This window comes from Cedecea sp. NFIX57 (assembly GCF_900177785.1).
Taxonomy (GTDB): Bacteria; Pseudomonadota; Gammaproteobacteria; order Enterobacterales; family Enterobacteriaceae; genus Cedecea; species Cedecea neteri_C.
In genome coordinates this window covers 14,168-36,410 of sequence record NZ_FXAS01000037.1, presented here as the reverse complement: position 1 = coordinate 36,410, position 22,243 = coordinate 14,168, and the positions used below count along the sequence as shown (strand labels likewise).

The following is a 22,243-nucleotide window of genomic DNA, read 5'->3' as shown; positions in this document are numbered from 1 at the left end:
GCTCAGTCCGGTTGGTGATTTGTGATGTTTGGCGATTGATCAGATCGCACAATCCGGGCTGAGTTCCCTCAAAGTGATCTATTATTCGGAACAGCCATTTAGTCCTTCTGCTTATAAATCCCGGTGTTTTTATAGGGTTAAATCTTGCCCGAGGACGACCCACCGGCATTAATTAAACGGACATCCGGATGCTTTTCACTCGCTGCTTCATGGTAAATATCCCCGAGCCAGCCGGAGAGTTCCTGCTCCGTTAGCCATGGTGGAATAACCACGTCATAAATCCGGGAATATTTACCCTCGTTAGGATCGACGCGATAAAGCAGCCATTGTTCGCTGACTTTCTTTATGCCCAAACGCCTGCCAAAGACATCAAAGTGCAGCATACTTCCCCCTGGAGTACCCATATATTTATTAATGATAATCGTTGCCGGGCATGTTGAACAGGCCAATATTTAGGCGGTATTTCTCTCCTTGTAAAATTCAGACATAAAAAACTCGCGAAATGTTACAGAGTTGTATCAATGAGTTATTTACCGACGTTACAAAAGGGCGGGGTATTAGGAAAAGATCCCAGTTTTGTCTGAGTTCTCTTGTGCTAGTTTAGAAAGACAGGGAATTTGATTTATGGAGTGAGTATGGACAAGCACGTCTCCGAGGAGCTTCATCCTGAAACGCTGCAGGTTATCGGGGCGGCTGTCGTGCAGCTGCTGGCGCGTAAAGAGGCGTTATCGCGGGAGTCGATAGCCGACATGATACATAAGCTCTATGCCAATGGCCTGGATGATATGTCAGTACAGAGGGCGGTTGATGTCCTGATTCTGGGGTAAGCCGGCGTTCAGGGCCGTCTTTTAGTACGCTATTTTTCTACTGCTTTGGTCAGCAATGTTCAGTTTTAAACTGATTGTCCTCAAGTGGCATGAAGATGTTAAAATTGCATTTGATTATCATTATCATAAAAGGGATTGTTTATGAATAAGACGCTTATCATCTGCGCTATGTTATTGACCACCCACGCTTATGCCGCGAATAAACCCGCTTCTGAGCTGGTCTGGAGTGAAGCTGAAGAAGAGCCAGGCTGCCACGGCAATATCTGCGTGAGCAACGAAAAGAATCAGCCTATCAACATGTACGGCAAACTTGATAAAGGTGACCAAAAGCTGCTGTCCGATCCTTATTCTAAATACGATCGCGATAACAGCAACAGTACCGCCCGGGCTGGCGTTACGTTTAAATGGGATGATTAACATAAAGGCGCTGAGAGGCGCCTTTTTTGATCGTGGCAAGTACTCCGGCGTATTTACGGTGGCCCGGGGAAGGCATCAACATATTTAATGGTGAAGTCAGGGAACGAATCCACTATCTGAACTTTATAATCCGGGAAAGAATCTACTATTTGCCATTGTCCGGGGGAATCCGCAAAAGCATCGACTTTTTGAACATCCAGGTCTTCAAAAGCATCGACAACCTGCACTTTATAGTCTGGAAACGAATCGACAATTTGGATTTTGCCGTAAATTTGTGAGACATCCACAGCCAATACTGCGGAGGAAGAAAGTGCGGCCACGGTCACCAAAATCACTCCTGATAATCTCATCTCTGGCGTCCTGGTTTATTATTTACTAGTGGATAGCATAGCCGTTTTTCTCCTCTCAGGTTATAAATTCGTGACTTAAATGCTACTGTAAGATCAAACAGATAAGCCGGAGGCGAGATGGATAAAAAAGCAAAAGATGACCTGTTGTATCAGGAGATGTGCCGCGTGGTGGGCAAGGTGGTGCTGGAGATGCGGGATCTCGGGCAGGAGCCTAAACATATCGTGATTGCCGGCGTGGTCAGAACCATGCTGGCTAACCATAAAATCAAACGCTCCCCGCTGACCAGCGAAGCGATGGAACACGTGATAGAGGCGCTTGGCTATGAAGTTTAGCTGGCGTCTGGCGACTCAATAACCCCCTCAGGAATCATCTATGATTGCCAGTATTCTTATCGGCCTGGTGGCTGTGATTCACCTTTATATTCTGGTGCTGGAAATGGTGCTATGGGATAAACCTGCGGGGCGAAAAGCTTTTGGCTTGTCACCTGAGTTTGCTCAACAGTCGAAAACCCTGGCAGCCAATCAGGGTCTGTACAACGGTTTTTTAGCGGCGGGATTAATTTATGGACTTCTGGCGGCGAGTAGCGGCTATGAGTTTAAACTGTTTTTCCTAATTTGCGTGCTGGTTGCTGGCTTATTTGGTGGTTTAACGGCCAGTAAGAAAATACTTTACGTGCAGGCGGCTCCTGCGGCATTGGCATTGATTGCATTATTCGCGGGAATATAATCGAAAAAACCCGGCAAACGCCGGGTCACCATAAGGCTATCATCATTAATATAATTGGTGAACGACCGGATCGTTTTTTGAGTGGTTCCGGCCCCTCCAGCGGAGGAGAAATATAGGCATATTTCGATAGCGGAATGAGGGTTCATCAAGCTACCGAAGGCAAGAAATTATCCTGAGTTGTTATGGTTGGCAAGTGCCGCATGATATTTTTTTCAACGTTGAGTTATGAAACTAAATTTTCCAGAATTATCGCGCTGAACAAAGCTCTGGGATTCGTCTACGCTTTAAAGGTAAGGCGTTTTTTTAGCATGGACTAATCTAATTTATCAGGAGTTTATATGGGATTTTGGCGAGTCGTTTTCACAATTATTCTGCCACCATTGGGCGTGCTTATCGGTAAAGGTTTTGGTTGGGCCTTCATCCTCAATATCATCCTCACCCTGCTGGGCTACTTCCCCGGCCTGATTCACGCGTTCTGGGTTCAGACCCGGGATTGACCAGTTTGGCCTCTGTTGTGCCTCTCGTCCGAGAAAAAATGACCGCTTTGGCCACTCATCTCCAGCCCACTGTTGTGGGCTTTTTATTTCCTGTAAATTAAAAAGAGTTCCTGATTACCCAGAAATAACGGTTCTGTTTATCGTTTATTAAGGTTTTCTTAATATTCCCGACATCAATAAATAGTGAAAATAATCCCGTCTGAAATTAATTTTTTCTTTTTATTTTTCTTTTAAAACAAGAATGTACAAACCGTTACACGAAAGTGCTGGGCATTATGTAAGGGTAATCCGCTTTATTGAGGAAACGTTTATTTTTACCATCTTACTATGCTCGTGTTTTCACTCCTGAGGTTATAATAATGAGTCAACTTTTGATTACCGGTGCGACAGGTTTCCTGGGCGGCGCGGTTTTAGCCCGATCCCTTTCTGAATCCTCTTTCAATACCGTATTGCTATTGGTGCGAGCGAACTCTCCTCAGGAGGGCGTGGCCAGAATCAGAAACAACCTTGCTAATTTTGGTTGTACTGAAGCACAACTGGCGCAAATTAACCCAGAGAATATATTGCTGGGTGATTTAGCCGAGCCTGAACATTTTCTGGATGATGAAAGATTATCCAGCGTCACGCACGTTATTAACTGCGCCGCGGTGGCATCGTTTGGCGAGAACGCGCTGATCTGGAAAGTTAACGTGGAAGGCACTCTGCAGTTTGCTCGCCGCATGTCCCAGGTGAAGGGCCTGCAGCGTTTCCTGCATGTCGGCACCGCGATGTCCTGTGTACCAGATGCGGGTACGCTGGTGACTGAAAGTATGTCGAGCAAGCCGGAAGAAGAGCACCTGGTGCAGTACACCTGGTCTAAATCCACCATCGAACGCATGATGTCCGAGCAGTTCCCGCAGCTGCCGCTGGTTATCGCTCGTCCGTCCATCGTGGTGGGCCACAGCGAGCAGGGCTGCCGCCCGTCCAGCAGCATCTTCTGGGTCTTCCGCATGGTGCTTATGCTCGGGAAATTCATGTGCTCCCTGGATGACAAAATTGACGTTATTCCAGTGGACTATTGCGCAGAAGCGCTGCTGCTGCTGGCGAAGAGCGATTCGCTGAAAGAGAAGATCTACCACATCTCCGCCGGGGACGTGAGCAGCATCCGCTTTGCTGACATCGATGAAGCGATGTCCAGCGCGCTGAACCAGACGCCGATCTTCTCCAATTATGAGCAGGTGGATTACAGCGAACTGGTGAAAAGCCGCAGAAGCTTCAAATCCATTTACGGGCCGTGCAATGAGCGCTTAATGCTGCGCGCGATGCGTCTGTACGGGGAGTTCTCTATGCTGAACGTCCGTTTCTCTAACGAGAAGCTGCTGGATTTAGGCATGTCGCCGCCGCCGCGCTTTGTGGATTACATCAGCCGCTGCGTGGAAACCACCCGGGATTATTCGATTCCCGAGCTGATGAAGGTCGACTTCAAATAATACAAAAGGGAGCACAGGCTCCCTTTTCAATTTTTGCATTCAATTAAAGGGAGCGTTGGCTCCCTTTTTATGTTTAGTGAATTACCACTTCATTTCGCCGATATTCACTTTGGCGCTCATCTCCAGCGAACTTTCATCGGCCAGGCCCGGATATTTTTGCTTCATCTCAGCAATGACCGGGGCGCTTTTACCTTTCTTCAGCGCCAGTTCAAAGTCGGCCAAATAGTCGCCGGTAAAGACTACCGGGGCCGCGCCTGGTTTGACCTTGCCGATGTAATGACCAGGGATCACGCGTTGCGGCTTCAGGGCCGCCATTTCATCCAGCACATCACGCCATTCCTGACGAGCTGCTTTGGTTTGGGAATCGGCGGTCCAGACGTGAATGCCGGAACTGACGCCCACGCCACCGAGAATGGTTTTATTGGCTGGGATCCACAGATACGCCGCGTGAGAAGCAGGCTGGCGAAGCTCAATTTTTTCACCGTCGACGGTGAAGGTTGTCTCATGCGTTACCTGTGGCACGAAGACTTCTTTCGGCGCGCCGTCTTTCAGAATCGGGCCCCAGTATTTGAGCTTCTCTGCTTTAGTTTTGTTGATATGGTCGACGACCATCGGCGTGGCTTCAATTTTTACCTGCGGATAGGCCTTAACAATCGGCTCAAGGCCAAAGTAATAATCCGGGTCACCGGCGGTAATAAGCACGCGGGTCAGCTTTTTGCCGCTGTGCTGAATCATTTTCACCAGTGCTTCGCCGTCTTTAACGCTGAACTGGGCATCGACCAGCGTGGCTTCCGTTGGGCCGCTAATCAGCGTAGAGGTGACCGGGAAAACGCCTTTGTCCTGCGGGTTGTAGACGTCGAGCGTCAGCGGAGCAGCAAAGCTTGCGCTGGTGAACAAAAGGGTGGCCGCGGCCAGGGTCTGTGTCTTCATCTTTTTCTATCCTGATTAACTGAATGAATAAGCCCGTTTGGGAATGAGAAACAGTGTAAATTGCATTTTGTGAATCGTAATGGCCTAATTCAGGTAAGATGAGTTTCATAAATCGAACAGATGGGTGAAAGAATGGACAGGATCATTGCTGCAAAAGTCTATACCCGCATTTGCGAGCTGGGCAGCCTGAGCGCGGCGGCTCGGGCGTTAAATATGTCCCGGCCAATGGTGAGTCGCTATCTCGAGCAAATGGAACATTGGGCGGGGGAGCGGCTGCTGCATCGTTCTTCCCGCAAGCTGACGTTAACGCCGACGGGTGAGCGGGTGCTGCAGCAAACCCGGGCGCTCAACGAGGTAGCGGAAAGTATTGCGGCGCAGAAGCAGCAGGATTTGCCTTCGGGTACTCTGCGGGTGGCCTGCTCCCAGTTTGGCGCCCGGTATTACATCGTGCCTTTCTTGTCTGATTTCCTGCGCGACTACCCGGATGTGAGGGTTGAGCTGCACGTCAGCAGTCAGGCGGTGAATATGATTGAGGAGCGTATCGATCTGGCTATTCGCATCACCAACGACCTCGATCCTAATATTATCGCCCGTCGCCTGGGGGAATGTGACTCCCGGCTGTATGCCTCGCCTTCCTACATTGAGCAAAGGGGAATGCCTCGCACGCCGGGCGATCTCGAGCACCACAATTGCCTGCAATATAGCTATTTTCTGCGCAACATCTGGCAAATGGTGGATGAAAACGGCGACCCGCTGAACGTGGAGGTGAGCGGTAATTTCAGCGCCAATGATTCCGTCGTGCTGATGGACGCAGTAGCGGACGGCGTGGGGATTGCGATGCTGCCGGTTCAGGATGCTCAGCCACGGTTTGAGAGCGGGGAGCTGGTTAAAGTGCTTGAGGCTTATCCGCCGCGATCGATGGGGATCTACGGTATTTACCGGAGCCGAAGCTATCTGCCCGCTGCATTGAGGCTGTTTCTGGCGGCACTGTCGGACAGGCTCGCAAAATAATTTAAGAAAAACCTTAGTTACAGGTGGCCATGCCGTTTACTTTTTGCCCCAGGAATGTTCTGATCTCGCGGCGAAAAAGTGAGGGGAGCAGCAATGTTTCAATTAAAACCGGGCAGCCTGGCGATGATCATCGGCGCTCGTACCGCCGCCGGGCGGGTGAATATTGGTAAAGCGGTAGAACTTTTCGGGCTGTGCCAGCCGGGGGAGCGCTTTGTTAATCCGGTGACTGGAGTGGTAACACAGCTGCCGCTAGAGGCCAACTACCCGCTGTGGCTGGTGACCGGCGAGGTTATCGCCTTTGATGGCCGCCAGGGCTACGCTTTCGTGCGTGCCGAACATTTAATGCCGCTGGACAAAGATTTTTCCCCGCAGGAAGACGAACTCCACCTCAGCTACTGATCCCGGCAGTGGCGCAAAAAGTCGGCCAGCACCAGGGCATGGTTCTGGTCGGTATTTTTTGCGCCATACAGCAACGTCAGGGTGCCGTTTTCTCCATGCAGGGCAAGCGCTCGGGCGGCGTCCTTGTGTTGTTCAAGCTCTTGCTTGTAGCGCTCTCGGAACGCAGCAAAGTCAATAGTCTCGCTGTGAAAGGCTTTGCGTAGCTCGTTCGACGGCGTCAGTTCCTTTGGCCATTCATCGTAGCGCAGGTCGCTTTTCTTCATCCCTCTCGGCCACAGTCTGTCCACCAGGATGCGGTAACCATCATCTTCAGCCGGGACCTCATAGACGCGTTTACAGCGGATCATGCCTTCTCCTTATCGCTTGCCTCAAGCCTGCTGAGCAACAGCGGGATCTGATGGTCGGCAAAGACTTCGATGCCGTGCTGACGCAACAGCGCTGCCGCGACCCCCTGACCCGGGATTGTTTTGCCTGCAAAGTGGCCATCGTAAATTTTCTGGCTGCCGCAGGTCGGGCTGCCGTCGGTAAGAATAGCAAACTGGCAGTTATTCTCCCGGGCTGTTTGCAGCGCGAGCCAGGCGGCAAGAAGATAAGGTTCGGTGACGTTTTTGCCGTCGCTTTCCAGAATGGCTGCACGACCGAGCAAGGCCGCTTCACCGTTGCCTCCGCTAAGCTCAGCCGGGAGGCGCGGCGTTGGCAGCCCGGCGGCGAGTTCGGGACAGTGGATAACCAGGCGGCCTTCAGCCTGAAGTTGGGCGAGGGCGGCGCCAGTTTGTGATTTTTCGCGGCCATCATAGCGGACCTGAAAGCCCATCAGGCAGGCACTAACCAGTATTTTTACTTTCATTTTCTTCTTCGATGAAGTGAACCTGACACGTTACTACATTGTTTGCCACGGCGGAAAGAGGCGAAAGACTGCCAATTTTTGCGGTTGTCAGCGCAAAGCAAAACGCCTACTCTATCATTCCTTATGTTGTTCTCTTCCCTCAAACATAAGGCCAACCAAAGCATGTCAGACTCACAGTTGAAATCCACTTTACGTATTGCGCTTGTCGGTGATTATAACCCCGCGGTGATTGCACATCAGGCCATTCCTCAGGCGTTAGATAATGCGGCTGCCGCGCTTGGCGTCAGCGCGGATTATGACTGGGTCTCCTCGCTGGAAGTGACCAGCCCTGAAGATCTGGTGGGTTACGACGCAATATGGTGCGTGCCTTCCAGCCCTTATCTGAATGAAGATGCTGCCTACCTTGCCGTTCGCTTTGCGCGAGAAAACGGTGTGCCTTTCCTCGGCACCTGTGCTGGGTTCCAGTATGCGGTGGTGGAATATGCGCGTAACGTGCTCGGCTGGGAAGATGCGGGCCATGCGGAAACCGCGAGTGAAGGGCGCCTGGTGATTGGCCGCCTGAGCTGCTCGCTGGTGGAGGTTTCAGACAAGATCGCGCTGTTGGCCGACTCTACAGTTGGACGCGCCTATGGCAAGACGGAAATCGAAGAAGGCTACCACTGCAACTACGGTATTGCGGAGCTGTTTGCCACCGCGCTTGCCGGCGAACCGCTGAAGCCGACCGGCTGGGATAAGCAGGGCGAGATTCGCGCGGTTGAACTTCAGGGGCATCCGTTCTTTGTGGCGACGCTTTTCCAGCATGAGCGAAGTGCGCTTAAAGGCAAACCATCCCCGTTGGTTGAGGCTTTCCTGGCCGCTGCTGAGAGATAAATTCGGGGTTTAGGATAGCCGCAGCCCTCACCCCGACCCTCTCCCAAAGGGAGAGGGAGAAAACAGACGTCGGGGAAAGTGGTTCCAGCGAGCTTTATCTATTCCCTCTCCCAAAGGGAGAGGGAGAAAACAGACGTCGGGGAAAGTGGTTCCAGCGAGCTTTATCCATTCCCTCTCTCAAAGGGTAAGGGGGAAAACAAACGTCGGCAAAGTGGCTCCAGCGAGCTTTATCTATTCCCCCTCCCAAAGGGAGAGGGAGAAAACAGATGTTTGGGAAAGTGGATCCAGCGAGCTTTATCTATTCCCTCTCCCTTTCAGGGAGAGGGTTAGGGTGAGGGTAAAAAAACAGAAGCGACATTGTGGTTGAAGTCAGTGCCGGACATAAAGCGAGGCCCTGGTTCCAACTAAAATCGCATCATAGACATTATCTTTCACGAGGCTTCGTCGCCCGTAGAATCAAAAAGGCCGGGCGGCGCATCTCTTTTGCCAGACGTGGGTGTTGGGCCAGGGTTTCTGCCGTTGGTTTGGTTTCCAGCATTCGGGTGAGGGCGAAGCCGCTGTCGAGCAGGGTATTCACATAAGTTTCCGTGGTGCGGTGGTACTTTTGCACATCCTCCACGAACCAGCTGGTGTGGCGTAAGCCTTGCTGGTGGTAGTGGTTCACCGGCCAGATAACCTCTTCTTTATAGGGCTGCCAGCCCACCGGGAAAGCGGTGCACATCGGGTGTTCCACGGAGAAGATAAACTGCCCGCCAGGTCTTAACGCGGCGAAGACAGTGTTGCTCAGGCGAGCAAAATCTTCGATGTAGTGCAGTGCCAGTGATGAAATCGCCAGGTCCCAGGTTTCACCTTCCGGCGAGAATTGTTCCAGCGGTAAATGGTGGTAGCTGATGTTTGCGTCCTGCGTTGCGGCCCGCGCCTGGGCCAGCATTTTTTCCGAGATATCAAACCCGGTCACGCTTGCCGCCCCGTGAGCGCGGGCGAAGCGGGCAAAGTCGCCAAAGCCGCAGCCCAGGTCGAGGATCTTCAGGCCATCCAAAGCGGGCAGCAGGGAGTACAGTTCGGGGATCTCCAGTAGCCCGTTAAGGCCGGAGTCCTGTTCCCGTAACTGACGGTAATTTTCAAAAAATACCGGGTCGTCAAAAATGTTCTGCGGTGCCGATGATGCCATACGATCCTCCTTGTTAGTCTGTTCAGGCCGTGGCTTTCTCCGCCGCGCCGATCTCTTTCTGGCGCCCAGCATAAGCCCCAAAGACGCCCATGACGACAGAAAGTAGCGCACAGCCTAATAACGGTATCGCCCAACTGCCGGTGATGTCATGAATTTTACCCATCACTGGTGGGCCAAAGGCGGCCAGAAGATAACCGACGCACTGCGCCATGCCGGACAGCGCCGCCGCCTGATGAGCAGAACCGGTGCGCATACCAATGAATGAGAGCCCGAGGATCATCGCCGCGCCGGAGCCAAACCCGCCGAGCGATACCCAGAAGATCGAGAAAGCGGGCAGAAGCCACAGGCCGAGCGTCGCCAGACACCACAGCAGCGCCATCAGAGCGGCAATCCCCCGCTGGTCTTTCAGACGGCTCAAAATCAGGCCGACAAACAGCCCCGGAATGGCGGTAGCAAGTTGCAGAATGCCGTGTATCGACCCGGCTTCGGCTTCGTTGTAGCCGTGGCTGATCAGAATAGAAGGCAGCCAGCCGATAATCACGTAATAGACCAGCGAGTTAATGCCCAGATACAGGGTGACCTGCCAGGCCAGCGGTGAGGACCAGATGCCGCGGCTGTGCAGCGCCGGGTTGCCGGAAAGGTTCATCACCGTGCTGCTGCCAAGCTGCGGCAGCCAGACAATCAGCGCCAGCAGCGGGAAGAGCATCAGCGACAGCATGGCGCCGGACCAGCCAAAGCCGTGCAGGGCAATCGGGACTACCATCACCGAGCCCAGTGCGGCGGCGACGCCCATCGTTAGCGAGTAAGCGCCGGTGAGTTTGGCAACCTGGCCGGGGAAGTCACGCTTAAGCAGGCTGGGTAATAGCACGTTACCCATGGCGATCCCGCAGCCGATGATGGCCGTGCCGATGTACAGCAGCGCGGCGTGGCCGGCGGAGCGCAAAGCAATCCCGGCGCAGATAATTAGCAACGCGCCAAACAGGCTCCGCTCGGTGCCAAAGCGGCGGGCGATGCCGGCGGCAAGCGGAGACACTACCGCAAAGGCCAGCAGAGGCAGAGTGGTTAAAATCCCGATCTGCGCGGTAGACAGCGCAAGTGCGTCGCGCACCATATCCAGCAGCGGGGCTGCGCCGGTAAAGGTAACGCGCAGGGTGGTGGCAATCATCAGAATGCCGAGCAGAAGAAGAGCGCGGCTCTTTTTGCTCGCTGAAGTCGTGGAAGTCATGTGTTGGTGTCCTGAAAAACGGTAAGGCAAAGATACACGCTTCTGCCTTTTTACGAATCAAGCTAAAATGACAGATTATCGCTAAATTCGGACATGCTATGGAACGTGACCTGGATCTCGAAGGGTTTGACCCGGACAGCATCGTGACGCCCGCGCTGGCGTTTCGCATTCGTGCCGCGCAAACCTATAACGAAAAGCCCATTCACACCCACCGAAAAGGGCAGCTGATTCTGGCGCTCCACGGCGGTATTACCAGCGAAGTCACCAACTCGATGTGGATGGTGCCGCCGCAGTATGCGGTGTGGGTACCGGGGCAAATGCCACACAGCAACCGGGTAACGGTGGACGCGCGGCTCTGCTTTTTGTTTATTGAACCGGATGCGGTTGCCATGCCGCAGGAGTGTTGCGCGCTAAAGATCTCGCCGCTGGTGCGGGAACTGATTTTGCGTTTGTCTAACGTTCCCCATGAACATCTCGGCTGCGCACCTACTCAACGGCTGGTACAGGTGCTGTTTGATGAGCTACCTAATCAGCCCGTGGAGCAACTCCAGCTACCGATCTCCTCGCACCCGAAAATACGTGCGATGGCGGACAGCATGGCGAAAAATCTGAAGGAGAAGAAAACGCTGGCGCAGTGGGCGGACGACATGGCGATGAGCGAGCGCAATCTTGCCCGGCTGGTAGGGAAAGAAACGGGGCTGAGTTTTCTACGCTGGCGGCAGCAGATGCAGCTCATCGTGGCGCTGCGTTATTTGATAAGCGGGATGACGGTGCAAAACGTGGCGGAGTCGCTCGGTTACGACTCCACCACGGCGTTTATTACCATGTTTAAAAAGGCGCTCGGCACCACGCCAGGACGCTATTTAAGCACCCTGGGCGGGGACGATTTTACAGACTAGCCAGCTTAAACTGGGACACGGCGGTATTCAGTTCATAGGTTTGCGCCAGCAGTGACTCAGCCGCCTCGGAGGCCTGGTTCACCATCGCCGCGTTTTGCTGGGTGGTGACATCCATCTGGCTGATGGCGGTGCTGACCTGCTCAATACCGCTGCTTTGCTCATCGCTGGCGTGGGTAATTTCAACCATCAGCGCAGCGACGCGCTTCACGTCTTGCACCACGGTGTTGATGGTTTTGCCCGCTTCGTTCACCAGTCGACTGCCGCTGGCCACCTGATTCACCGAGTCTTCAATCAAGCCTTTGATCTCTTTGGCCGCGCTGGCGCTACGTTGGGCCAGGCTGCGAACCTCTCCGGCGACAACCGCAAAACCGCGCCCCTGGTCACCGGCTCTGGCGGCTTCTACCGCAGCGTTCAGCGCCAGGATGTTGGTCTGGAAAGCGATGCTGTCGATAACGCCTATGATATCGGTGATTTTGTTGGCGGAGCTTGAAATGCCGTCCATGGTTTCCACGACCTGTGCCACCACCGCGCCGCCTTGTTCCGCGCTTCTCGAGGCGGTATTGGCCAACTGGCTGGCGCTTTGGGCATTTTCTGCGTTTTGTTTCACCGTGGCGGTCATCTCTTCCATCGACGACGCCGTTTGCTCCAGCGCGCTGGCCTGTTCCTCGGTGCGAGAGGCGAGATCGATATTGCCGCTGGCAATCTCGCTGGAGCGGGTGGAAATCTGGTTGCTGCTTTCGTGCACCAGATGGATAACCATGGTTAGCTGCTGGCACATGGTTTCCATCGCGGCCATGACGCTGGTTCTGTCGCCGTCGCGCACTTTTACTTCGCGGGTGAGATCCCCGCAGGCCACGGCGTTAGCAATCTCGGCCACTTCACTCGGCTCGCCACCCAGCGAACGGAAAATCGTGCGATGTACCCACCAACCGACCACCAGTAACAGTAGTACCGCGGCCCCGGAACCAATCAATTGCCATTGGGTGGAGTTAGCGCTGCTGTGCCGGGCTTTTTCTACCGCGTTATCGGCATACTCGGCGGAGGCTTTGACAAAGGATTCAATGCCTTTCTGGTGGGCGAAAAAGTCTTTATCGGCCGCCTTCAGCTTTTCAAACAGCGGCGTCGGAGCGCCCGAGCGGATAAGCTCCACCAGGTCATTGGCATCTTTAATCATCGCCATGCCGGCCTGGTATTGTTCCCCGAGTAAATTTTGCTGCAGCTCAGGCGGCAAGGTGGCCTTCCAGTATTCAACGCGCTGGTGCCATTGTGCGCTAAGGCGCTTAATTTCGGCATCGGCCTGATCGACACTCAGCGTGCCTTCTACTACGCGCGAAAGCACCAGGCGTAGTTCAATCAGGTAAATCGGTGCGGGCTTGATGTCAGACATCAGATCCTTTGCCAGCAGGCCGCTTTCCGTACTTTGGGCACTTCGGTGGCTGCCGTAGAGTGAAATGGCGGTAACCAGGGCGGACATCAAAATCGAACAGCAAATTAATAACAACAAATTGTGAGCCAGTGATTTCATTTTGCCTCTCCTATTATTTGAAAAGCTTATCGGCCCAGGAGAAGGGAAACTTTTTCGCCAGATCTGAAAACTCGCGGGTTAGTCACAAATTTATGCCATAAATCGGCGATTTTTTATTTTTAAAATAATCACTTAACTTCACTATTTGTTAAATCTATAAGTAAAAGATTTAACTCAGGATTAACTAATATGTTTTCTGCATATGCAATGCAGGATTAAGCATTGGCGAGGGGGAGGCGCTTGTGCGAGCGTAAAGGCATAGCTCGCTCACAGACGGGATAACAAGGAAAATCAATGGCACAGGTAAAGGCTTTAACGCAAACAACGACACACACAACAGCGCAACGTAAATTCACGCTCTCTGCTTTGGTACTGGCCCTGTCCGGCCTGACCTCCGCCGCGGTTCACGCAGACCAGCTGGCGGATATTCAAAAAGCGGGCGTGGTTAAAGTGGCCACTTTTGACGCAAATCCACCTTTTGGCTCTATAGACGCTAAAACGCACGATATCGTGGGCTATGACGTTGATTTCGCGAAAGCACTGGCTAAATCCTTAGGCGTTAAGCTTGAGCTGGTAGCCACCAACCCGGCGAACCGTATTCCGCTCCTGCAGTCCGGTAAGGTCGACCTTATCGTGGCGGATATCACGATTACGCCGGAGCGCGCCCAGGTGGTGGATTTCTCTACCCCTTATTTTGTGACCGGGCAGCAGTTCCTGGTCCCGGCTTCCGGGCCGGATAAGCTTGAGGATTACGCGAAAGGGCGCGTGGGTGCGGTAAAAGGCACCACCGGAGAACAGGCGCTGGTGCAGCGTTTCCCGTCAATTCGAGTGCTTTCTTATGATGATATCCCGCTGGCTTTTACCGCGCTGCGCAACGGTAACGTCCAGGCGATCACTCAGGACAGCACTATTCTTGCCGGGCTGCTGGCCGAAGCGCCGGATAAGGCGAAGTTTAAAATTCTGCCGGATCTGTTGAGTAAGGAAGAGATTGGCGTTGGCGTGAAGAAAGGGGAGCCTGCCCTTCTGAAAGCGGTTAACGACGAACTGGTGAAGCTGGAACAAAGTGGCCAGGCAGAGCAAATCTACAACGCCTGGTTTGGCCCTGACAGTAAAACCCCGCAGCCGCGCAGCTTTAAAATTGTAGCCAAATAATATGTTTAAAAGACCGCCTCATTTGTCCGCAGCTTCGGCTGCGGATTTTTTGCATCTGCAGTCCGCCAGCGTTGAGTTTCGCAAAGCGAGTAAAAATTATGGTGAAACTTCCGTCCTGCGCGAGATAGACCTGACCATCTCGGCCGGAGAAGTGGTGGCGATTTGCGGCCCTTCCGGTTCGGGGAAATCGACCCTGATACGGCTTATCAACCAGCTCGAAACCCTCAGTGATGGCGATATTTTTATCGACGGCAAACCCACCCGAGCGCTGAATAAAAGTACGCTGCGCCATCTGCGAAGCCGAATCGGGTTTGTGTTTCAGCAGTTTAACCTTTACGCCCACCTGACGGCCGAGCAGAACATTACGCTGTCGTTAACTCACGTTCACGGCTGGAAGCGTGAGGCCGCGCATCAGCAGGCTTTGGCGCTGCTGGCCCGGGTCGGCCTTGCAGAAAAAGCGCAGCATTATCCGGCGCAGCTTTCCGGCGGGCAGCAGCAGCGCGTGGCTATTGCCAGGGCGCTGGCGTCGTCGCCGCAAATTATCCTGTTTGACGAGCCGACTTCGGCCCTTGATCCGGAGATGATCGGTGAAGTTCTGCAGGTGATGAAAGATCTCGCCCACAGCGGCATTACCATGATTGTGGTCACGCATGAGATGCAGTTCGCCCGTGAAATTGCTGACCGCGTGGTGTTTATTGACGGCGGGGCGATCCTCGAACAGGCGGCTCCGGCGCAGTTTTTCCGCTCACCGCAGCATCCGCGTGCGCGCCGTTTTTTGCAAAAAGTGCTCGACCCGCTGCATGCCGAAGCCAGGGCTGAGCCATGAACACCTACTTCGATTGGGCTGGGGTGCTGACCGGCGCTCCACGTGCATGGCTTATTTCAGGTTTACTCACCACCGCATGGGTGACGTTCGCCGGGATGATGATTGCGACGCTGTTTGCCGTGCTGCTGTTGGGGCTAAGGCTTGCCGGTGGCCGGTCGGGGTGCTACATCACCGCAAGCTGGGTTTCTGTTTTTCGCAATACGCCATTGCTGGTGCAGCTTCTTTTCTGGTATTTCGCAGCGTGGAATGCGCTGCCGCAGGGCTGGCGTGGGTTTATTAACGACGATCACAGCTGGTCTCAACTGCCCGGCGGCGTCTGGTGGCTGACGCCGGAGTTTCTCTGCGCGGCTTGGGGGCTAGGGGTGTTCACCTCGGCATTTTTGGTGGAGGAGATCCGCAGCGGGTTGCAGGCGGTGCCGAAGGGGCAAACCGAAGCCGCGCTTTCTCAGGGCTTCTCTGAGTGGCAGCTTTTTCATACCGTGCTGCTGCCCCAGGGCGTGGTTAACGCCTGGCAGCCGGTGGTCGGGCAATATCTCAATCTGATGAAGCTTTCCTCGCTGGCTACGGGCATCGGCTTTGCCGAACTCACCAGTCAGGTGCGCCGTATCGAAAGTTATAACGCCCACGCTTTGGGGGCTTTTGCTGCAGGCACGGTGCTTTATCTGCTGCTGGGGCTGGCAATGAGCGGGATATTTACGCTCTTTGCTCCGGGGAAACGTGGGTCACGAAAAGTAAATACGGTAAAACCGGAGGTTCAGCATGATCGCTAACATTTCGGTTATTAGGGACAACCTCGACTATTTGCTGTGGGGAAGAATGGCTCAGGGCGAGCCGGGCGGAGTACTGTTAACCCTGATGATGGCCGTGGGCGCTGGCGTACTTGCCCTGGTGTTGGGTTTATTGCTGGCCTGCGCTGCCTGGCGTTACGGCGGTATTGTGCGGCGCGCACTTTTTCTCTGGGCCGATCTGATCCGCGGCATTCCACTGATTTTTGTGATCTTCTGGCTCTATTTCCTGCTGCCCGCCATCACCGGGCGTGATTTACCGGGGCCATTAACCGTCACGCTGGCGCTGGCCTGGTTTACGTCAGCCGCGGTGATGTACACCACGCTGGCGGCGCTGAATGCATTGGCTAAGGGGCAAAATGAGGCGGCGATTGCCGGCGGGTTTACGCCGTGGCAAACGCTGAGGTGGGTGCTGCTGCCCCAGGCGCTGCTCAACGCTTTACCGTCGTTTGCCGGGCTGTTTATCTCACTCATCAAAGACACGTCACTGGCGTTTATCGTCAATGTAGCGGAGCTGACAACCGTGGCCGGGCAGGTTAACAGCCGGGTGCAGATTTACCCGGCGGCTATTTTTATCTTTACCGGCTTGGTTTATTACCTGCTGTGCAGCGCGCTGGCCTGGCGCATTCACCGCTGGCAGCGGCAGGGCACTACTGCTTACCCACAATAAGCGAAACCAGCCCGGCGGCGATCAGCGGCCCAACGGGGACGCCACGAAACAGGGCGACGCCAAGGACGGTGCCGACCAGCAGGCCGCCTACCAGGCCCGGTTGGTTGCCCATCAGCGTCACGCCGCGCCCGCCGAGCCACGAAACCGCCACCCCGACGACAATCGCCACCAGCGATTTCCAGTGGGTAAAAGAGTGGATCAGGTTGCTGGCGGGCAGGGTGCCGCTGGCTATCGGAGCCATCACGCCAATGGTCAAAATAATGATCCCCACCGTCAGGCCCTGTTTCTCAATCCACGGAAAGAAAGTGTTCAGCGGGGTTACGCGCACAATAATCAGCACGAGGATGGAAACCGCGACGGTGGTGTTATGGCTGACAAAACCTAATCCCGCCAGGGCCAGAAGGATCAAAAGCGTGGGGTCGAAAATCATGATATATCCTTGCCAAATAAGAAGTTTTTAACTTTTATTGTTGTGGTGAATGGCGACAGCGACTCTGTGGCCGTTCATCATTCTGTCATTTTTGTGGTCAACAATTAAGCGATATGACAGCAGGAAACGGCTTACAGGAGAAAAGGATGGGCGATCCAGCGTTATTCGACACGATTTGCATCACTGCCGCGTTCTTCGGGATCGCTTCGGTATTGGTGCTGTCTGTCCTTTATCTCGAACGCTTCGGGTAGCTATTCGGGGCGGTGAAAGTCGACCAGCTCCGGGCGCGCAATGCGCAAGTAATCCTGTGTATCCATCACCACTGATTTCTCCAGCAATCCTGCATTGAAGGCAATTTCCGAAAAACGCTCGAAAATAGACGGGTCTGCCACCAGCCGGAGCTGAGCGTGAAAGCTGAATGGCGGAATAGCGCCAAACACACATCGCGTTAACTCATCCACTTCTGCCGGGCTTGCCAGCGATGCTTTCAGGCCGCCCAGATGCTGTGCCAGCAAGCTTAGATCCGCCTGTTTGTCCGCCGCCAGAATCGCCAGCACGTGCAGTTTTACGCCGTTGCCTTTCACTTTGCAGACCAGCGCTTTTGCGCCCTGGCCAAGCTCGGTGCCCCGAATCACCGAGACCTCTTCACATTTCCCTGCCGCCACGTGGTTTACTACACGGTAACGAGCCTGTTGCTGCTGTAATAAATCGATAAGTTGCTGATGGACGTCTTCGCCTTTTGCGTGGGATGTCATTGCACTGCCTCTTGTCGTCTTTTAAGTCTCTGCTTTGAATTTTCATCCTATCGCGATAATAGTTATCTGACATGCAAAAATTCGGGCAAAAGATGGCTAATAATGTACTGACGCAGATGGGAAATGCCCTCGTGCGTGAATGCGTTTTTCAGGGAAAACCTGCCGTTGAAAAGCGAAATGCTTGCGAGGTTGAACTCGATTTTTATCAGTACCATGCCTCCGTGTTCAGGGCTGAGGGGTTCGGCATTCCCGACGTTTATTCCCTTAACCGCCAGACACGACGGCTGATCATCGAATTTATCCCGCAGCCTTGTTCACTGGAAACGCTGACTGCCGCCCCCGATTTGTATGAAAAGCTGGCGTTGCTCCATCATTGCCAGATGAAACCCTCAGGGCTATTCAGGCGGCATCAGTGGGGGGAAGAGCAAATGGCGTTGGCACTAGGCCTGCTGAAATTTCCCCCAGAGCTCGAAGCCGTTTTGCATCATTTCAAAGCTCACAGTGATGTGCTTTTCGAGCCGCAGCAATGGGTGTCTGGGGATTCAAATGCCGGAAACTGGGGACGCCGAGCCGGGGGAGAGTTGGTTTTATTTGACTGGGAGCGCTTTGGCCGTGGGAGCCCGGCGATAGATTTAGCGCCTCTGATTAAAGGAATGGGGGAACCGGCCAGTATTCACCTCATGGTAGCGCGATATCAACAAGTGGTACCTCAGTGGTCGAAGTCACACCTGACACGCCATGTGCTTTTGGCTAAAGCCTGGCTGGTGGTAGAAGTGCTGAATCTTCTTTCCCAAAGACATCCGCAAATGTTAACCCGGTATCTTGACTGGTATCAGGTTAACTTGCCGGCCTGGTTGCAACAGGCCCGGCATTTATGGCGCTCTACGTTCGCTTAGTTTAGCCAGCCATACTCTGAATAGATTTCACCGTCGATAATAGCGGTGATGGCCTGCTTCACATAGGGCACGGTATTGACCGGTAATTGTCGGATATCCACCCAACGCAGTTCCGCGTGCTTATCCGGCTCGGCGATATAAGGCTCGCACTGCCAGGAAGAGCAGAGAAAGAAGTGGCCCATCCACGAGCGATCTTCGGTTTTAACATGCATCGAGTGAACCGACCTGAGGTTTACGGCCTCAATGATCACCCCTGTCTCTTCGCGGGCTTCTCTGGCTGCGGCATTAAGCAGCGTTTCACCGCTTTCAAGACCGCCTGCGGGCAGGCTATAGAAGCCGTCCATCCAGCCGGTGTTTGCTCTGCGGATGAGACAAATTTCGTCGTTGCGGCGCAGGACGACAAATACGGCGACGGAAAGCTGGTAGCGTTCTCTTTTCATCATTTTCGACTCTTGTTTTTGTGGTCTGTAAATATATACAGTGTTTCTGGCCAGGCTCAACGCAAGAACTGGTAGGGTGACAATGGGCAATGTCAGTGAGGTACGCGATGTCGGGTTTCAAACTAGAAATTTCTGATCAAATCAGCGAGGAATATTCGCTGCCAATAGAGGCAGGACTTGGTGAGTTTAACGATGCGATGAGCGGGATAAACGATCGCCAACCGCTGGCGGTTGTGGTTCGCGATCCTGACAATGGGCGCGTGGTGGGCGGCATGCTGGGGCGTTCGTCCCTTGGCGTACTGTTTATCGATCTTTTTTATTTACCGCCTGAGTTAAGAGCGCATGGATTAGGCAGCGAGATCCTCAGGACGTTTGAAGCAGAAGGGCGTCGACGTGGTTGCGTGGCTGGTTTTTTATATACCATCAGTTTTCAGGCACCGGATTTCTACCGCAAACATGGGTGGGAGGCATTTGGCAAAATCGACTGCTTGCCCGAAGGCACCAGCCGGTATTTTATGAAGAAGGCGCTGTAATTCAGAAATAATAAAGGCCGGTTCTTGCCGGCCTTTACGATTTTTAAATGTCATCCACGGTGTGACCGACAACAATTTCTAAAGCATTGCGATATACGTCGCACATGACGACATCTTGAGTCGTTTCGAGTGCGCCAACCAGCCAGATAATAATAGCTTTATTGGAAACAGTCTTATTGGCAGACAAAATAGCGGTGACAGCCTGACTGATGGCCGCATTTTCTTCCGCGTGCCGGTCTGCCGTGCTTCTTATAAAGTCGGATAATGCGTGATCTACGATTCCGGTGTGCATTGCAGAGGTATTGGAAATTAGCTGTGTCATAGTCATTCACCGTTTTTCAGTTGTTGGCCATGGGCCGCTAGTGGACATTTTTTGCGTTAGGTTGTTTCGTCTCAGCTGCGCCTGAACGCGCTTCTTTTTCTGTCTTTTCTGCCAGAGACCGCGAGAGGTTGCCCTCGATTTCAGCGATAACGTTCTGCAAAACCCTACGTCGCCGTGGCGTCTGCTCTGATATAAGCATCGCTTCTAATCTTGCAATTAAAGCTCGGGTGTTGATTGCGCTGGCGCTGTTTAGCAACGACAGCGCGGCTTCGCCGATAATCTCGTCCGTTAATTGTTCATCTTCGCTTCTCTTCACTTTGTCACTCCTGATTTCCTCGCCATGGGGTCAATGCCGCTGGCATGAAGTCATTAGCCGGAGTCTGAGAATGAGGAAGAACTTAGTCTTTATACTTCAGGGCTTCTCTCCCGCCAGGGAGCGTAAGCATTGCTCTGTGAGAACTCCGGGCTGGTTGTTTACTGGCTAGTGAAAAGCATGCCCAGCAGAGCCTGATAATGCTTTTCTTCTTCCGGTTCAGAAACGCGATCCAGACGAGAGAGCAATTTCGTACAGATCGCTTTTCTGTTCAGGTTGCGCCCATCACTGAGAATTTCGAGCACAATTTGTCCCATCGTTTCCTGCTGAGACAGCGGCGCTACGCCATTGAAATAGCGAGTAATATCATTTTCTACGCTGTTCTGGCCTGGTGTAAAAGTGTTCTGTCGCATTAATCGCTCCTGTAAGTTCACACTTTGCAAGATGTTAATTAAGTTATGCAATTGCTATAAAAACTGTACATAAAAGTGTATTACTTCGCTTGCTATTTTTTGACTAAAAGTGCTAATCGTTTGTTATCAATATCTTATTTGCTTGTTTTTTTAGTTTACTGATACGTAAAATTGTACATATTGCCTAAAGGGAAATGACGAGCAAAACATTCCATGTTGTTAAGTTGTTTAGGCTTTGTTGAGTTTATTGGGACGTCAGGACGGGGATCTGTTAAGTTACTCTCTTAACCTTTCGCTGGAACCCGCCATGCTCACGACAGTTATCTACCGTAGCCACATCCACGCCAGCACGCCGTTTGAGGTTCTGGAGGCGATGGTTTCTGCGGCAAATGCAAAAAATATTGACGCTAATGTGACGGGGATTCTGCTTTTCAACGGCAGGCATTTCTTTCAGCTATTGGAAGGCCCGGAAGAGGGCGTGCAGAAGATTTATCACGCTATTTGTAAAGACGAACGCCATTACAACATTGTTGAGTTGCTCTGCGATTACGCCCCAGCGCGCCGCTTTGGGCGAGTGGGCATGGAGCTTTTTGATTTAAGAGAGCACGACAAAAACGATGTTTTGCAGGTCGTTCTGGCAAAAGGGACTAGCCGATATCAACTGGCTTACGATGACCGGGCCTTAAGTTTTTTCCGGACCTTTATCGAATCGACGGAAAAAGAGAACTACTTTGAAATCCCTCCGCGTGATGCGTGGGAATTTATTCTCGATGTGCCAGGTCACTCGGTATCAAGTGAACACACGCTGCATGAAAAGATAGTTTTTCAACCGATTGTTGATCCCATGGCTCGTACTGTAGCGGCAGTAGAGGTGTTGACCACGGACGCTAATCCAGCGGCAGAGGAAGGGGGCGATGTTTACCAGGCTGAGCTGCTGAATGCGAAGGCCGCTTTTGCCGCAGCATGCGCCGCTAATATTGGCTTGCAAACGCTCTGTATTAATTTGCTGCCGATGACGTTGGTCATGATTCCTGACGCCGTGGAACAAATGCTGGCGGATATCGGGGCAAAAGGACTTGTTCCCGAGCAGGTGGTTATTGAGTTTACCGAAAGCGAAATTATGCCGCAGATGGATGCGTTTACCGATGCTATCAGGCAGCTTAAATCGGCCGGTATCAAGCTTGCGATTGATGATTTTGGCGTCGGCTTTGCCGGGCTACAGCTGCTGGCACAGTTTCAGCCTGAGAGGCTTAAAATTAATCAGGCGCTGATTCGGGGGATTCATAAAAGTGGGCCACAGCAGGCGATTATCCAGGCCATAATCAAATGCTGCGCCTCGCTTGAAATCGCGGTTTCAGCCACGGGTATTGAGCAACCGGAAGAATGGATGTGGCTCGAGGCTGCCGGTATTTCTCATTTCCAGGGGGATTTGTTTGCTAAACCCTGCGGCCACGGAGATTTTTGTATTGCCTGGCCGGAGCGTAAAGCAGAGCTGTGATATTTGCCGCAGGTCGTGTCTCAAAGGGATCAGATTTCACTTGTAC

At 53.0% G+C, this 22,243-nt stretch carries 32 protein-coding genes; 18 read left to right on the top strand and 14 right to left on the bottom strand.

Going from position 1 to position 22,243, the window contains the following annotated elements; genetic code table 11:
- Positions 1-137 precede the first annotated feature (137 nt).
- Positions 138-383: a DUF7661 family protein gene (locus B9Y90_RS22205; RefSeq protein WP_039292096.1), complete on the bottom strand. Its 246-nt coding sequence runs from the start codon at positions 381-383 to the stop codon at positions 138-140.
- Between the two features lie 252 nt (positions 384-635).
- Here B9Y90_RS22205 and B9Y90_RS22200 point away from each other — a divergent pair, with 252 nt between their 5' ends.
- Together B9Y90_RS22200 and B9Y90_RS22195 are read left to right on the top strand one after the other, a co-directional pair.
- Positions 636-827: a hypothetical protein gene (locus B9Y90_RS22200; RefSeq protein ID WP_085542620.1), complete on the top strand. Its 192-nt coding sequence runs from the start codon at positions 636-638 to the stop codon at positions 825-827.
- A gap of 141 nt (positions 828-968) precedes the next feature.
- Positions 969-1,244 carry a hypothetical protein gene (locus B9Y90_RS22195; RefSeq protein ID WP_085542619.1) on the top strand — a complete coding sequence of 92 codons (276 nt, stop codon included), beginning with the start codon at positions 969-971 and terminating at the stop codon, positions 1,242-1,244.
- A 53-nt stretch (positions 1,245-1,297) separates the two neighbouring features.
- Here B9Y90_RS22195 and B9Y90_RS22190 read toward each other — a convergent pair whose 3' ends face one another.
- On the bottom strand, positions 1,298-1,594 hold the full coding sequence (locus tag B9Y90_RS22190; protein ID WP_085542618.1) for a 7(1) septoil knot domain-containing protein: 297 nt from the start codon (positions 1,592-1,594) through the stop codon (positions 1,298-1,300).
- A 117-nt stretch (positions 1,595-1,711) separates the two neighbouring features.
- Here B9Y90_RS22190 and fumD point away from each other — a divergent pair, with 117 nt between their 5' ends.
- The 4 genes from fumD (at position 1,712) to B9Y90_RS22170 (ending at position 4,287) form a co-directional block, all read left to right on the top strand.
- On the top strand, positions 1,712-1,927 hold the full coding sequence (gene fumD / locus B9Y90_RS22185) for a fumarate hydratase FumD (RefSeq protein ID WP_039302094.1): 216 nt from the start codon (positions 1,712-1,714) through the stop codon (positions 1,925-1,927).
- Positions 1,928-1,967: 40 nt separating this feature from the next.
- A complete protein-coding gene (locus tag B9Y90_RS22180) occupies positions 1,968-2,321 on the top strand; it encodes a DUF1304 domain-containing protein (RefSeq protein ID WP_176227896.1) in 354 nt (117 codons plus the stop codon).
- 338 nt (positions 2,322-2,659) lie between these two features.
- Positions 2,660-2,818 carry a YqaE/Pmp3 family membrane protein gene (locus B9Y90_RS22175; RefSeq protein WP_008456722.1) on the top strand — a complete coding sequence of 53 codons (159 nt, stop codon included), beginning with the start codon at positions 2,660-2,662 and terminating at the stop codon, positions 2,816-2,818.
- Positions 2,819-3,177: 359 nt separating this feature from the next.
- Positions 3,178-4,287 (top strand): SDR family oxidoreductase, encoded by a 1,110-nt coding sequence (locus B9Y90_RS22170; RefSeq protein WP_008456721.1) that lies wholly within the window; start codon positions 3,178-3,180, stop codon positions 4,285-4,287.
- Between the two features lie 81 nt (positions 4,288-4,368).
- On the opposite strand, the gene B9Y90_RS22165 is transcribed toward B9Y90_RS22170, so the two are convergent.
- On the bottom strand, positions 4,369-5,217 hold the full coding sequence (locus B9Y90_RS22165) for a Vmh family MBL fold metallo-hydrolase (protein WP_085542617.1): 849 nt from the start codon (positions 5,215-5,217) through the stop codon (positions 4,369-4,371).
- A gap of 132 nt (positions 5,218-5,349) precedes the next feature.
- On the opposite strand from B9Y90_RS22165, the gene B9Y90_RS22160 reads away from it, so the two are divergent.
- Both B9Y90_RS22160 and B9Y90_RS22155 read left to right on the top strand, forming a co-directional pair.
- On the top strand, positions 5,350-6,228 hold the full coding sequence (locus tag B9Y90_RS22160; protein WP_039302100.1) for a LysR family transcriptional regulator: 879 nt from the start codon (positions 5,350-5,352) through the stop codon (positions 6,226-6,228).
- Between the two features lie 93 nt (positions 6,229-6,321).
- Entirely contained in the window at positions 6,322-6,627 is a 306-nt protein-coding gene (locus B9Y90_RS22155) for a hypothetical protein (protein ID WP_039292113.1), read from the top strand.
- Here B9Y90_RS22155 and B9Y90_RS22150 read toward each other — a convergent pair.
- Positions 6,621-6,974 carry a DUF488 domain-containing protein gene (locus B9Y90_RS22150; RefSeq protein ID WP_085542616.1) on the bottom strand — a complete coding sequence of 118 codons (354 nt, stop codon included), beginning with the start codon at positions 6,972-6,974 and terminating at the stop codon, positions 6,621-6,623. The genes B9Y90_RS22155 and B9Y90_RS22150 overlap by 7 nt on opposite strands.
- Positions 6,971-7,474 carry a 2-thiouracil desulfurase family protein gene (locus tag B9Y90_RS22145; RefSeq protein WP_085542615.1) on the bottom strand — a complete coding sequence of 168 codons (504 nt, stop codon included), beginning with the start codon at positions 7,472-7,474 and terminating at the stop codon, positions 6,971-6,973. The genes B9Y90_RS22150 and B9Y90_RS22145 overlap by 4 nt, the downstream gene beginning before the upstream one ends.
- A 162-nt stretch (positions 7,475-7,636) precedes the next feature.
- Here B9Y90_RS22145 and B9Y90_RS22140 point away from each other — a divergent pair, with 162 nt between their 5' ends.
- A complete protein-coding gene (locus B9Y90_RS22140; RefSeq protein WP_085542623.1) occupies positions 7,637-8,344 on the top strand; it encodes a CTP synthase C-terminal region-related (seleno)protein in 708 nt (235 codons plus the stop codon).
- 424 nt (positions 8,345-8,768) lie between these two features.
- Here the strand turns inward: B9Y90_RS22140 and B9Y90_RS22135 are convergent, their stop codons facing one another.
- Entirely contained in the window at positions 8,769-9,515 is a 747-nt protein-coding gene (locus B9Y90_RS22135) for a class I SAM-dependent methyltransferase (RefSeq protein ID WP_085542614.1), read from the bottom strand.
- A gap of 22 nt (positions 9,516-9,537) precedes the next feature.
- Entirely contained in the window at positions 9,538-10,740 is a 1,203-nt protein-coding gene (locus B9Y90_RS22130) for a CynX/NimT family MFS transporter (RefSeq protein WP_085542613.1), read from the bottom strand.
- A 98-nt stretch (positions 10,741-10,838) separates the two neighbouring features.
- Here B9Y90_RS22130 and B9Y90_RS22125 point away from each other — a divergent pair, with 98 nt between their 5' ends.
- Positions 10,839-11,639: an AraC family transcriptional regulator gene (locus B9Y90_RS22125; RefSeq protein WP_085542612.1), complete on the top strand. Its 801-nt coding sequence runs from the start codon at positions 10,839-10,841 to the stop codon at positions 11,637-11,639.
- On the opposite strand, the gene B9Y90_RS22120 is transcribed toward B9Y90_RS22125, so the two are convergent.
- The gene (locus tag B9Y90_RS22120) at positions 11,629-13,164 is read right to left on the bottom strand and encodes a methyl-accepting chemotaxis protein (protein ID WP_085542611.1); all 1,536 of its coding nucleotides are present in this window, start codon (positions 13,162-13,164) and stop codon (positions 11,629-11,631) included. The genes B9Y90_RS22125 and B9Y90_RS22120 overlap by 11 nt on opposite strands.
- Positions 13,165-13,458: 294 nt before the next feature.
- Between B9Y90_RS22120 and B9Y90_RS22115 the strand changes: the two genes are divergently transcribed.
- From B9Y90_RS22115 to B9Y90_RS22100, 4 genes are read left to right on the top strand one after another with little or no spacing between them, the layout of a single operon-like run.
- A complete protein-coding gene (locus tag B9Y90_RS22115; RefSeq protein ID WP_085542610.1) occupies positions 13,459-14,316 on the top strand; it encodes an ABC transporter substrate-binding protein in 858 nt (285 codons plus the stop codon).
- A 1-nt stretch (position 14,317) separates the two neighbouring features.
- Positions 14,318-15,142, top strand: a complete 825-nt coding sequence (locus tag B9Y90_RS22110; protein WP_085542609.1) for an amino acid ABC transporter ATP-binding protein — start codon at positions 14,318-14,320, stop codon at positions 15,140-15,142.
- Positions 15,139-15,912: an amino acid ABC transporter permease gene (locus tag B9Y90_RS22105; protein WP_085542608.1), complete on the top strand. Its 774-nt coding sequence runs from the start codon at positions 15,139-15,141 to the stop codon at positions 15,910-15,912. Before B9Y90_RS22110 ends, B9Y90_RS22105 begins: the two co-directional genes overlap by 4 nt.
- Positions 15,902-16,597, top strand: coding sequence for an ABC transporter permease subunit (locus B9Y90_RS22100; RefSeq protein WP_085542607.1), 696 nt, complete (start codon positions 15,902-15,904; stop codon positions 16,595-16,597). The genes B9Y90_RS22105 and B9Y90_RS22100 overlap by 11 nt, the downstream gene beginning before the upstream one ends.
- Here B9Y90_RS22100 and B9Y90_RS22095 read toward each other — a convergent pair.
- Positions 16,578-17,024, bottom strand: coding sequence for a DUF441 domain-containing protein (locus B9Y90_RS22095; RefSeq protein ID WP_085542622.1), 447 nt, complete (start codon positions 17,022-17,024; stop codon positions 16,578-16,580). The two genes, B9Y90_RS22100 and B9Y90_RS22095, sit on opposite strands and share 20 nt — an antisense overlap.
- A gap of 116 nt (positions 17,025-17,140) precedes the next feature.
- On the opposite strand from B9Y90_RS22095, the gene yoaI reads away from it, so the two are divergent.
- A complete protein-coding gene (gene yoaI / locus B9Y90_RS27520) occupies positions 17,141-17,278 on the top strand; it encodes a small membrane protein YoaI (protein ID WP_369678987.1) in 138 nt (45 codons plus the stop codon).
- Here the strand turns inward: yoaI and B9Y90_RS22090 are convergent, their stop codons facing one another.
- Positions 17,279-17,782 (bottom strand): YbaK/prolyl-tRNA synthetase associated domain-containing protein, encoded by a 504-nt coding sequence (locus tag B9Y90_RS22090; RefSeq protein WP_085542606.1) that lies wholly within the window; start codon positions 17,780-17,782, stop codon positions 17,279-17,281.
- Positions 17,783-17,874: 92 nt separating this feature from the next.
- Here B9Y90_RS22090 and B9Y90_RS22085 point away from each other — a divergent pair, with 92 nt between their 5' ends.
- Complete coding sequence (locus B9Y90_RS22085) at positions 17,875-18,678, top strand: phosphotransferase family protein (protein WP_085542605.1); 804 nt, start codon at positions 17,875-17,877, stop codon at positions 18,676-18,678.
- On the opposite strand, the gene B9Y90_RS22080 is transcribed toward B9Y90_RS22085, so the two are convergent.
- Positions 18,675-19,121, bottom strand: a complete 447-nt coding sequence (locus B9Y90_RS22080; RefSeq protein WP_254902733.1) for an NUDIX hydrolase — start codon at positions 19,119-19,121, stop codon at positions 18,675-18,677. The genes B9Y90_RS22085 and B9Y90_RS22080 overlap by 4 nt on opposite strands.
- Before the next feature lie 104 nt (positions 19,122-19,225).
- Here B9Y90_RS22080 and B9Y90_RS22075 point away from each other — a divergent pair, with 104 nt between their 5' ends.
- Positions 19,226-19,651: a GNAT family N-acetyltransferase gene (locus B9Y90_RS22075; RefSeq protein WP_085542604.1), complete on the top strand. Its 426-nt coding sequence runs from the start codon at positions 19,226-19,228 to the stop codon at positions 19,649-19,651.
- A gap of 43 nt (positions 19,652-19,694) precedes the next feature.
- On the opposite strand, the gene B9Y90_RS22070 is transcribed toward B9Y90_RS22075, so the two are convergent.
- The 3 genes from B9Y90_RS22070 to ycgZ form a co-directional block, all read right to left on the bottom strand.
- Complete coding sequence (locus B9Y90_RS22070; protein ID WP_254902732.1) at positions 19,695-19,973, bottom strand: biofilm development regulator YmgB/AriR family protein; 279 nt, start codon at positions 19,971-19,973, stop codon at positions 19,695-19,697.
- Between the two features lie 37 nt (positions 19,974-20,010).
- Positions 20,011-20,289 carry a hypothetical protein gene (locus B9Y90_RS22065; protein ID WP_085542602.1) on the bottom strand — a complete coding sequence of 93 codons (279 nt, stop codon included), beginning with the start codon at positions 20,287-20,289 and terminating at the stop codon, positions 20,011-20,013.
- Positions 20,290-20,447: 158 nt separating this feature from the next.
- The gene (gene ycgZ, locus B9Y90_RS22060; RefSeq protein WP_039292160.1) at positions 20,448-20,699 is read right to left on the bottom strand and encodes a regulatory protein YcgZ; all 252 of its coding nucleotides are present in this window, start codon (positions 20,697-20,699) and stop codon (positions 20,448-20,450) included.
- 307 nt (positions 20,700-21,006) lie between these two features.
- On the opposite strand from ycgZ, the gene B9Y90_RS22055 reads away from it, so the two are divergent.
- The gene (locus tag B9Y90_RS22055; protein ID WP_085542601.1) at positions 21,007-22,197 is read left to right on the top strand and encodes a diguanylate phosphodiesterase; all 1,191 of its coding nucleotides are present in this window, start codon (positions 21,007-21,009) and stop codon (positions 22,195-22,197) included.
- Positions 22,198-22,243: the final 46 nt, after the last annotated feature.

What these genes read in the sequence shown, in the direction of transcription:
- B9Y90_RS22205 (WP_039292096.1), bottom strand. Translation starts at nt 383, where the DNA reads ATGCTGCACTTTGATGTCTTTGGCAGGCGTTTGGGCATAAAGAAAGTC.
- B9Y90_RS22200 (WP_085542620.1), top strand. Translation starts at nt 636, where the DNA reads ATGGACAAGCACGTCTCCGAGGAGCTTCATCCTGAAACGCTGCAGGTT.
- B9Y90_RS22195 (WP_085542619.1), top strand. Translation starts at nt 969, where the DNA reads ATGAATAAGACGCTTATCATCTGCGCTATGTTATTGACCACCCACGCT.
- B9Y90_RS22190 (WP_085542618.1), bottom strand. Translation starts at nt 1,594, where the DNA reads ATGAGATTATCAGGAGTGATTTTGGTGACCGTGGCCGCACTTTCTTCC.
- fumD (WP_039302094.1), top strand. Translation starts at nt 1,712, where the DNA reads ATGGATAAAAAAGCAAAAGATGACCTGTTGTATCAGGAGATGTGCCGC.
- B9Y90_RS22180 (WP_176227896.1), top strand. Translation starts at nt 1,968, where the DNA reads ATGATTGCCAGTATTCTTATCGGCCTGGTGGCTGTGATTCACCTTTAT.
- B9Y90_RS22175 (WP_008456722.1), top strand. Translation starts at nt 2,660, where the DNA reads ATGGGATTTTGGCGAGTCGTTTTCACAATTATTCTGCCACCATTGGGC.
- B9Y90_RS22170 (WP_008456721.1), top strand. Translation starts at nt 3,178, where the DNA reads ATGAGTCAACTTTTGATTACCGGTGCGACAGGTTTCCTGGGCGGCGCG.
- B9Y90_RS22165 (WP_085542617.1), bottom strand. Translation starts at nt 5,217, where the DNA reads ATGAAGACACAGACCCTGGCCGCGGCCACCCTTTTGTTCACCAGCGCA.
- B9Y90_RS22160 (WP_039302100.1), top strand. Translation starts at nt 5,350, where the DNA reads ATGGACAGGATCATTGCTGCAAAAGTCTATACCCGCATTTGCGAGCTG.
- B9Y90_RS22155 (WP_039292113.1), top strand. Translation starts at nt 6,322, where the DNA reads ATGTTTCAATTAAAACCGGGCAGCCTGGCGATGATCATCGGCGCTCGT.
- B9Y90_RS22150 (WP_085542616.1), bottom strand. Translation starts at nt 6,974, where the DNA reads ATGATCCGCTGTAAACGCGTCTATGAGGTCCCGGCTGAAGATGATGGT.
- B9Y90_RS22145 (WP_085542615.1), bottom strand. Translation starts at nt 7,474, where the DNA reads ATGAAAGTAAAAATACTGGTTAGTGCCTGCCTGATGGGCTTTCAGGTC.
- B9Y90_RS22140 (WP_085542623.1), top strand. Translation starts at nt 7,637, where the DNA reads ATGTCAGACTCACAGTTGAAATCCACTTTACGTATTGCGCTTGTCGGT.
- B9Y90_RS22135 (WP_085542614.1), bottom strand. Translation starts at nt 9,515, where the DNA reads ATGGCATCATCGGCACCGCAGAACATTTTTGACGACCCGGTATTTTTT.
- B9Y90_RS22130 (WP_085542613.1), bottom strand. Translation starts at nt 10,740, where the DNA reads ATGACTTCCACGACTTCAGCGAGCAAAAAGAGCCGCGCTCTTCTTCTG.
- B9Y90_RS22125 (WP_085542612.1), top strand. Translation starts at nt 10,839, where the DNA reads ATGGAACGTGACCTGGATCTCGAAGGGTTTGACCCGGACAGCATCGTG.
- B9Y90_RS22120 (WP_085542611.1), bottom strand. Translation starts at nt 13,164, where the DNA reads ATGAAATCACTGGCTCACAATTTGTTGTTATTAATTTGCTGTTCGATT.
- B9Y90_RS22115 (WP_085542610.1), top strand. Translation starts at nt 13,459, where the DNA reads ATGGCACAGGTAAAGGCTTTAACGCAAACAACGACACACACAACAGCG.
- B9Y90_RS22110 (WP_085542609.1), top strand. Translation starts at nt 14,318, where the DNA reads ATGTTTAAAAGACCGCCTCATTTGTCCGCAGCTTCGGCTGCGGATTTT.
- B9Y90_RS22105 (WP_085542608.1), top strand. Translation starts at nt 15,139, where the DNA reads ATGAACACCTACTTCGATTGGGCTGGGGTGCTGACCGGCGCTCCACGT.
- B9Y90_RS22100 (WP_085542607.1), top strand. Translation starts at nt 15,902, where the DNA reads ATGATCGCTAACATTTCGGTTATTAGGGACAACCTCGACTATTTGCTG.
- yoaI (WP_369678987.1), top strand. Translation starts at nt 17,141, where the DNA reads ATGACAGCAGGAAACGGCTTACAGGAGAAAAGGATGGGCGATCCAGCG.
- B9Y90_RS22090 (WP_085542606.1), bottom strand. Translation starts at nt 17,782, where the DNA reads ATGACATCCCACGCAAAAGGCGAAGACGTCCATCAGCAACTTATCGAT.
- B9Y90_RS22085 (WP_085542605.1), top strand. Translation starts at nt 17,875, where the DNA reads ATGGCTAATAATGTACTGACGCAGATGGGAAATGCCCTCGTGCGTGAA.
- B9Y90_RS22080 (WP_254902733.1), bottom strand. Translation starts at nt 19,121, where the DNA reads ATGATGAAAAGAGAACGCTACCAGCTTTCCGTCGCCGTATTTGTCGTC.
- B9Y90_RS22075 (WP_085542604.1), top strand. Translation starts at nt 19,226, where the DNA reads ATGTCGGGTTTCAAACTAGAAATTTCTGATCAAATCAGCGAGGAATAT.
- B9Y90_RS22070 (WP_254902732.1), bottom strand. Translation starts at nt 19,973, where the DNA reads ATGACACAGCTAATTTCCAATACCTCTGCAATGCACACCGGAATCGTA.
- ycgZ (WP_039292160.1), bottom strand. Translation starts at nt 20,699, where the DNA reads ATGCGACAGAACACTTTTACACCAGGCCAGAACAGCGTAGAAAATGAT.
- B9Y90_RS22055 (WP_085542601.1), top strand. Translation starts at nt 21,007, where the DNA reads ATGCTCACGACAGTTATCTACCGTAGCCACATCCACGCCAGCACGCCG.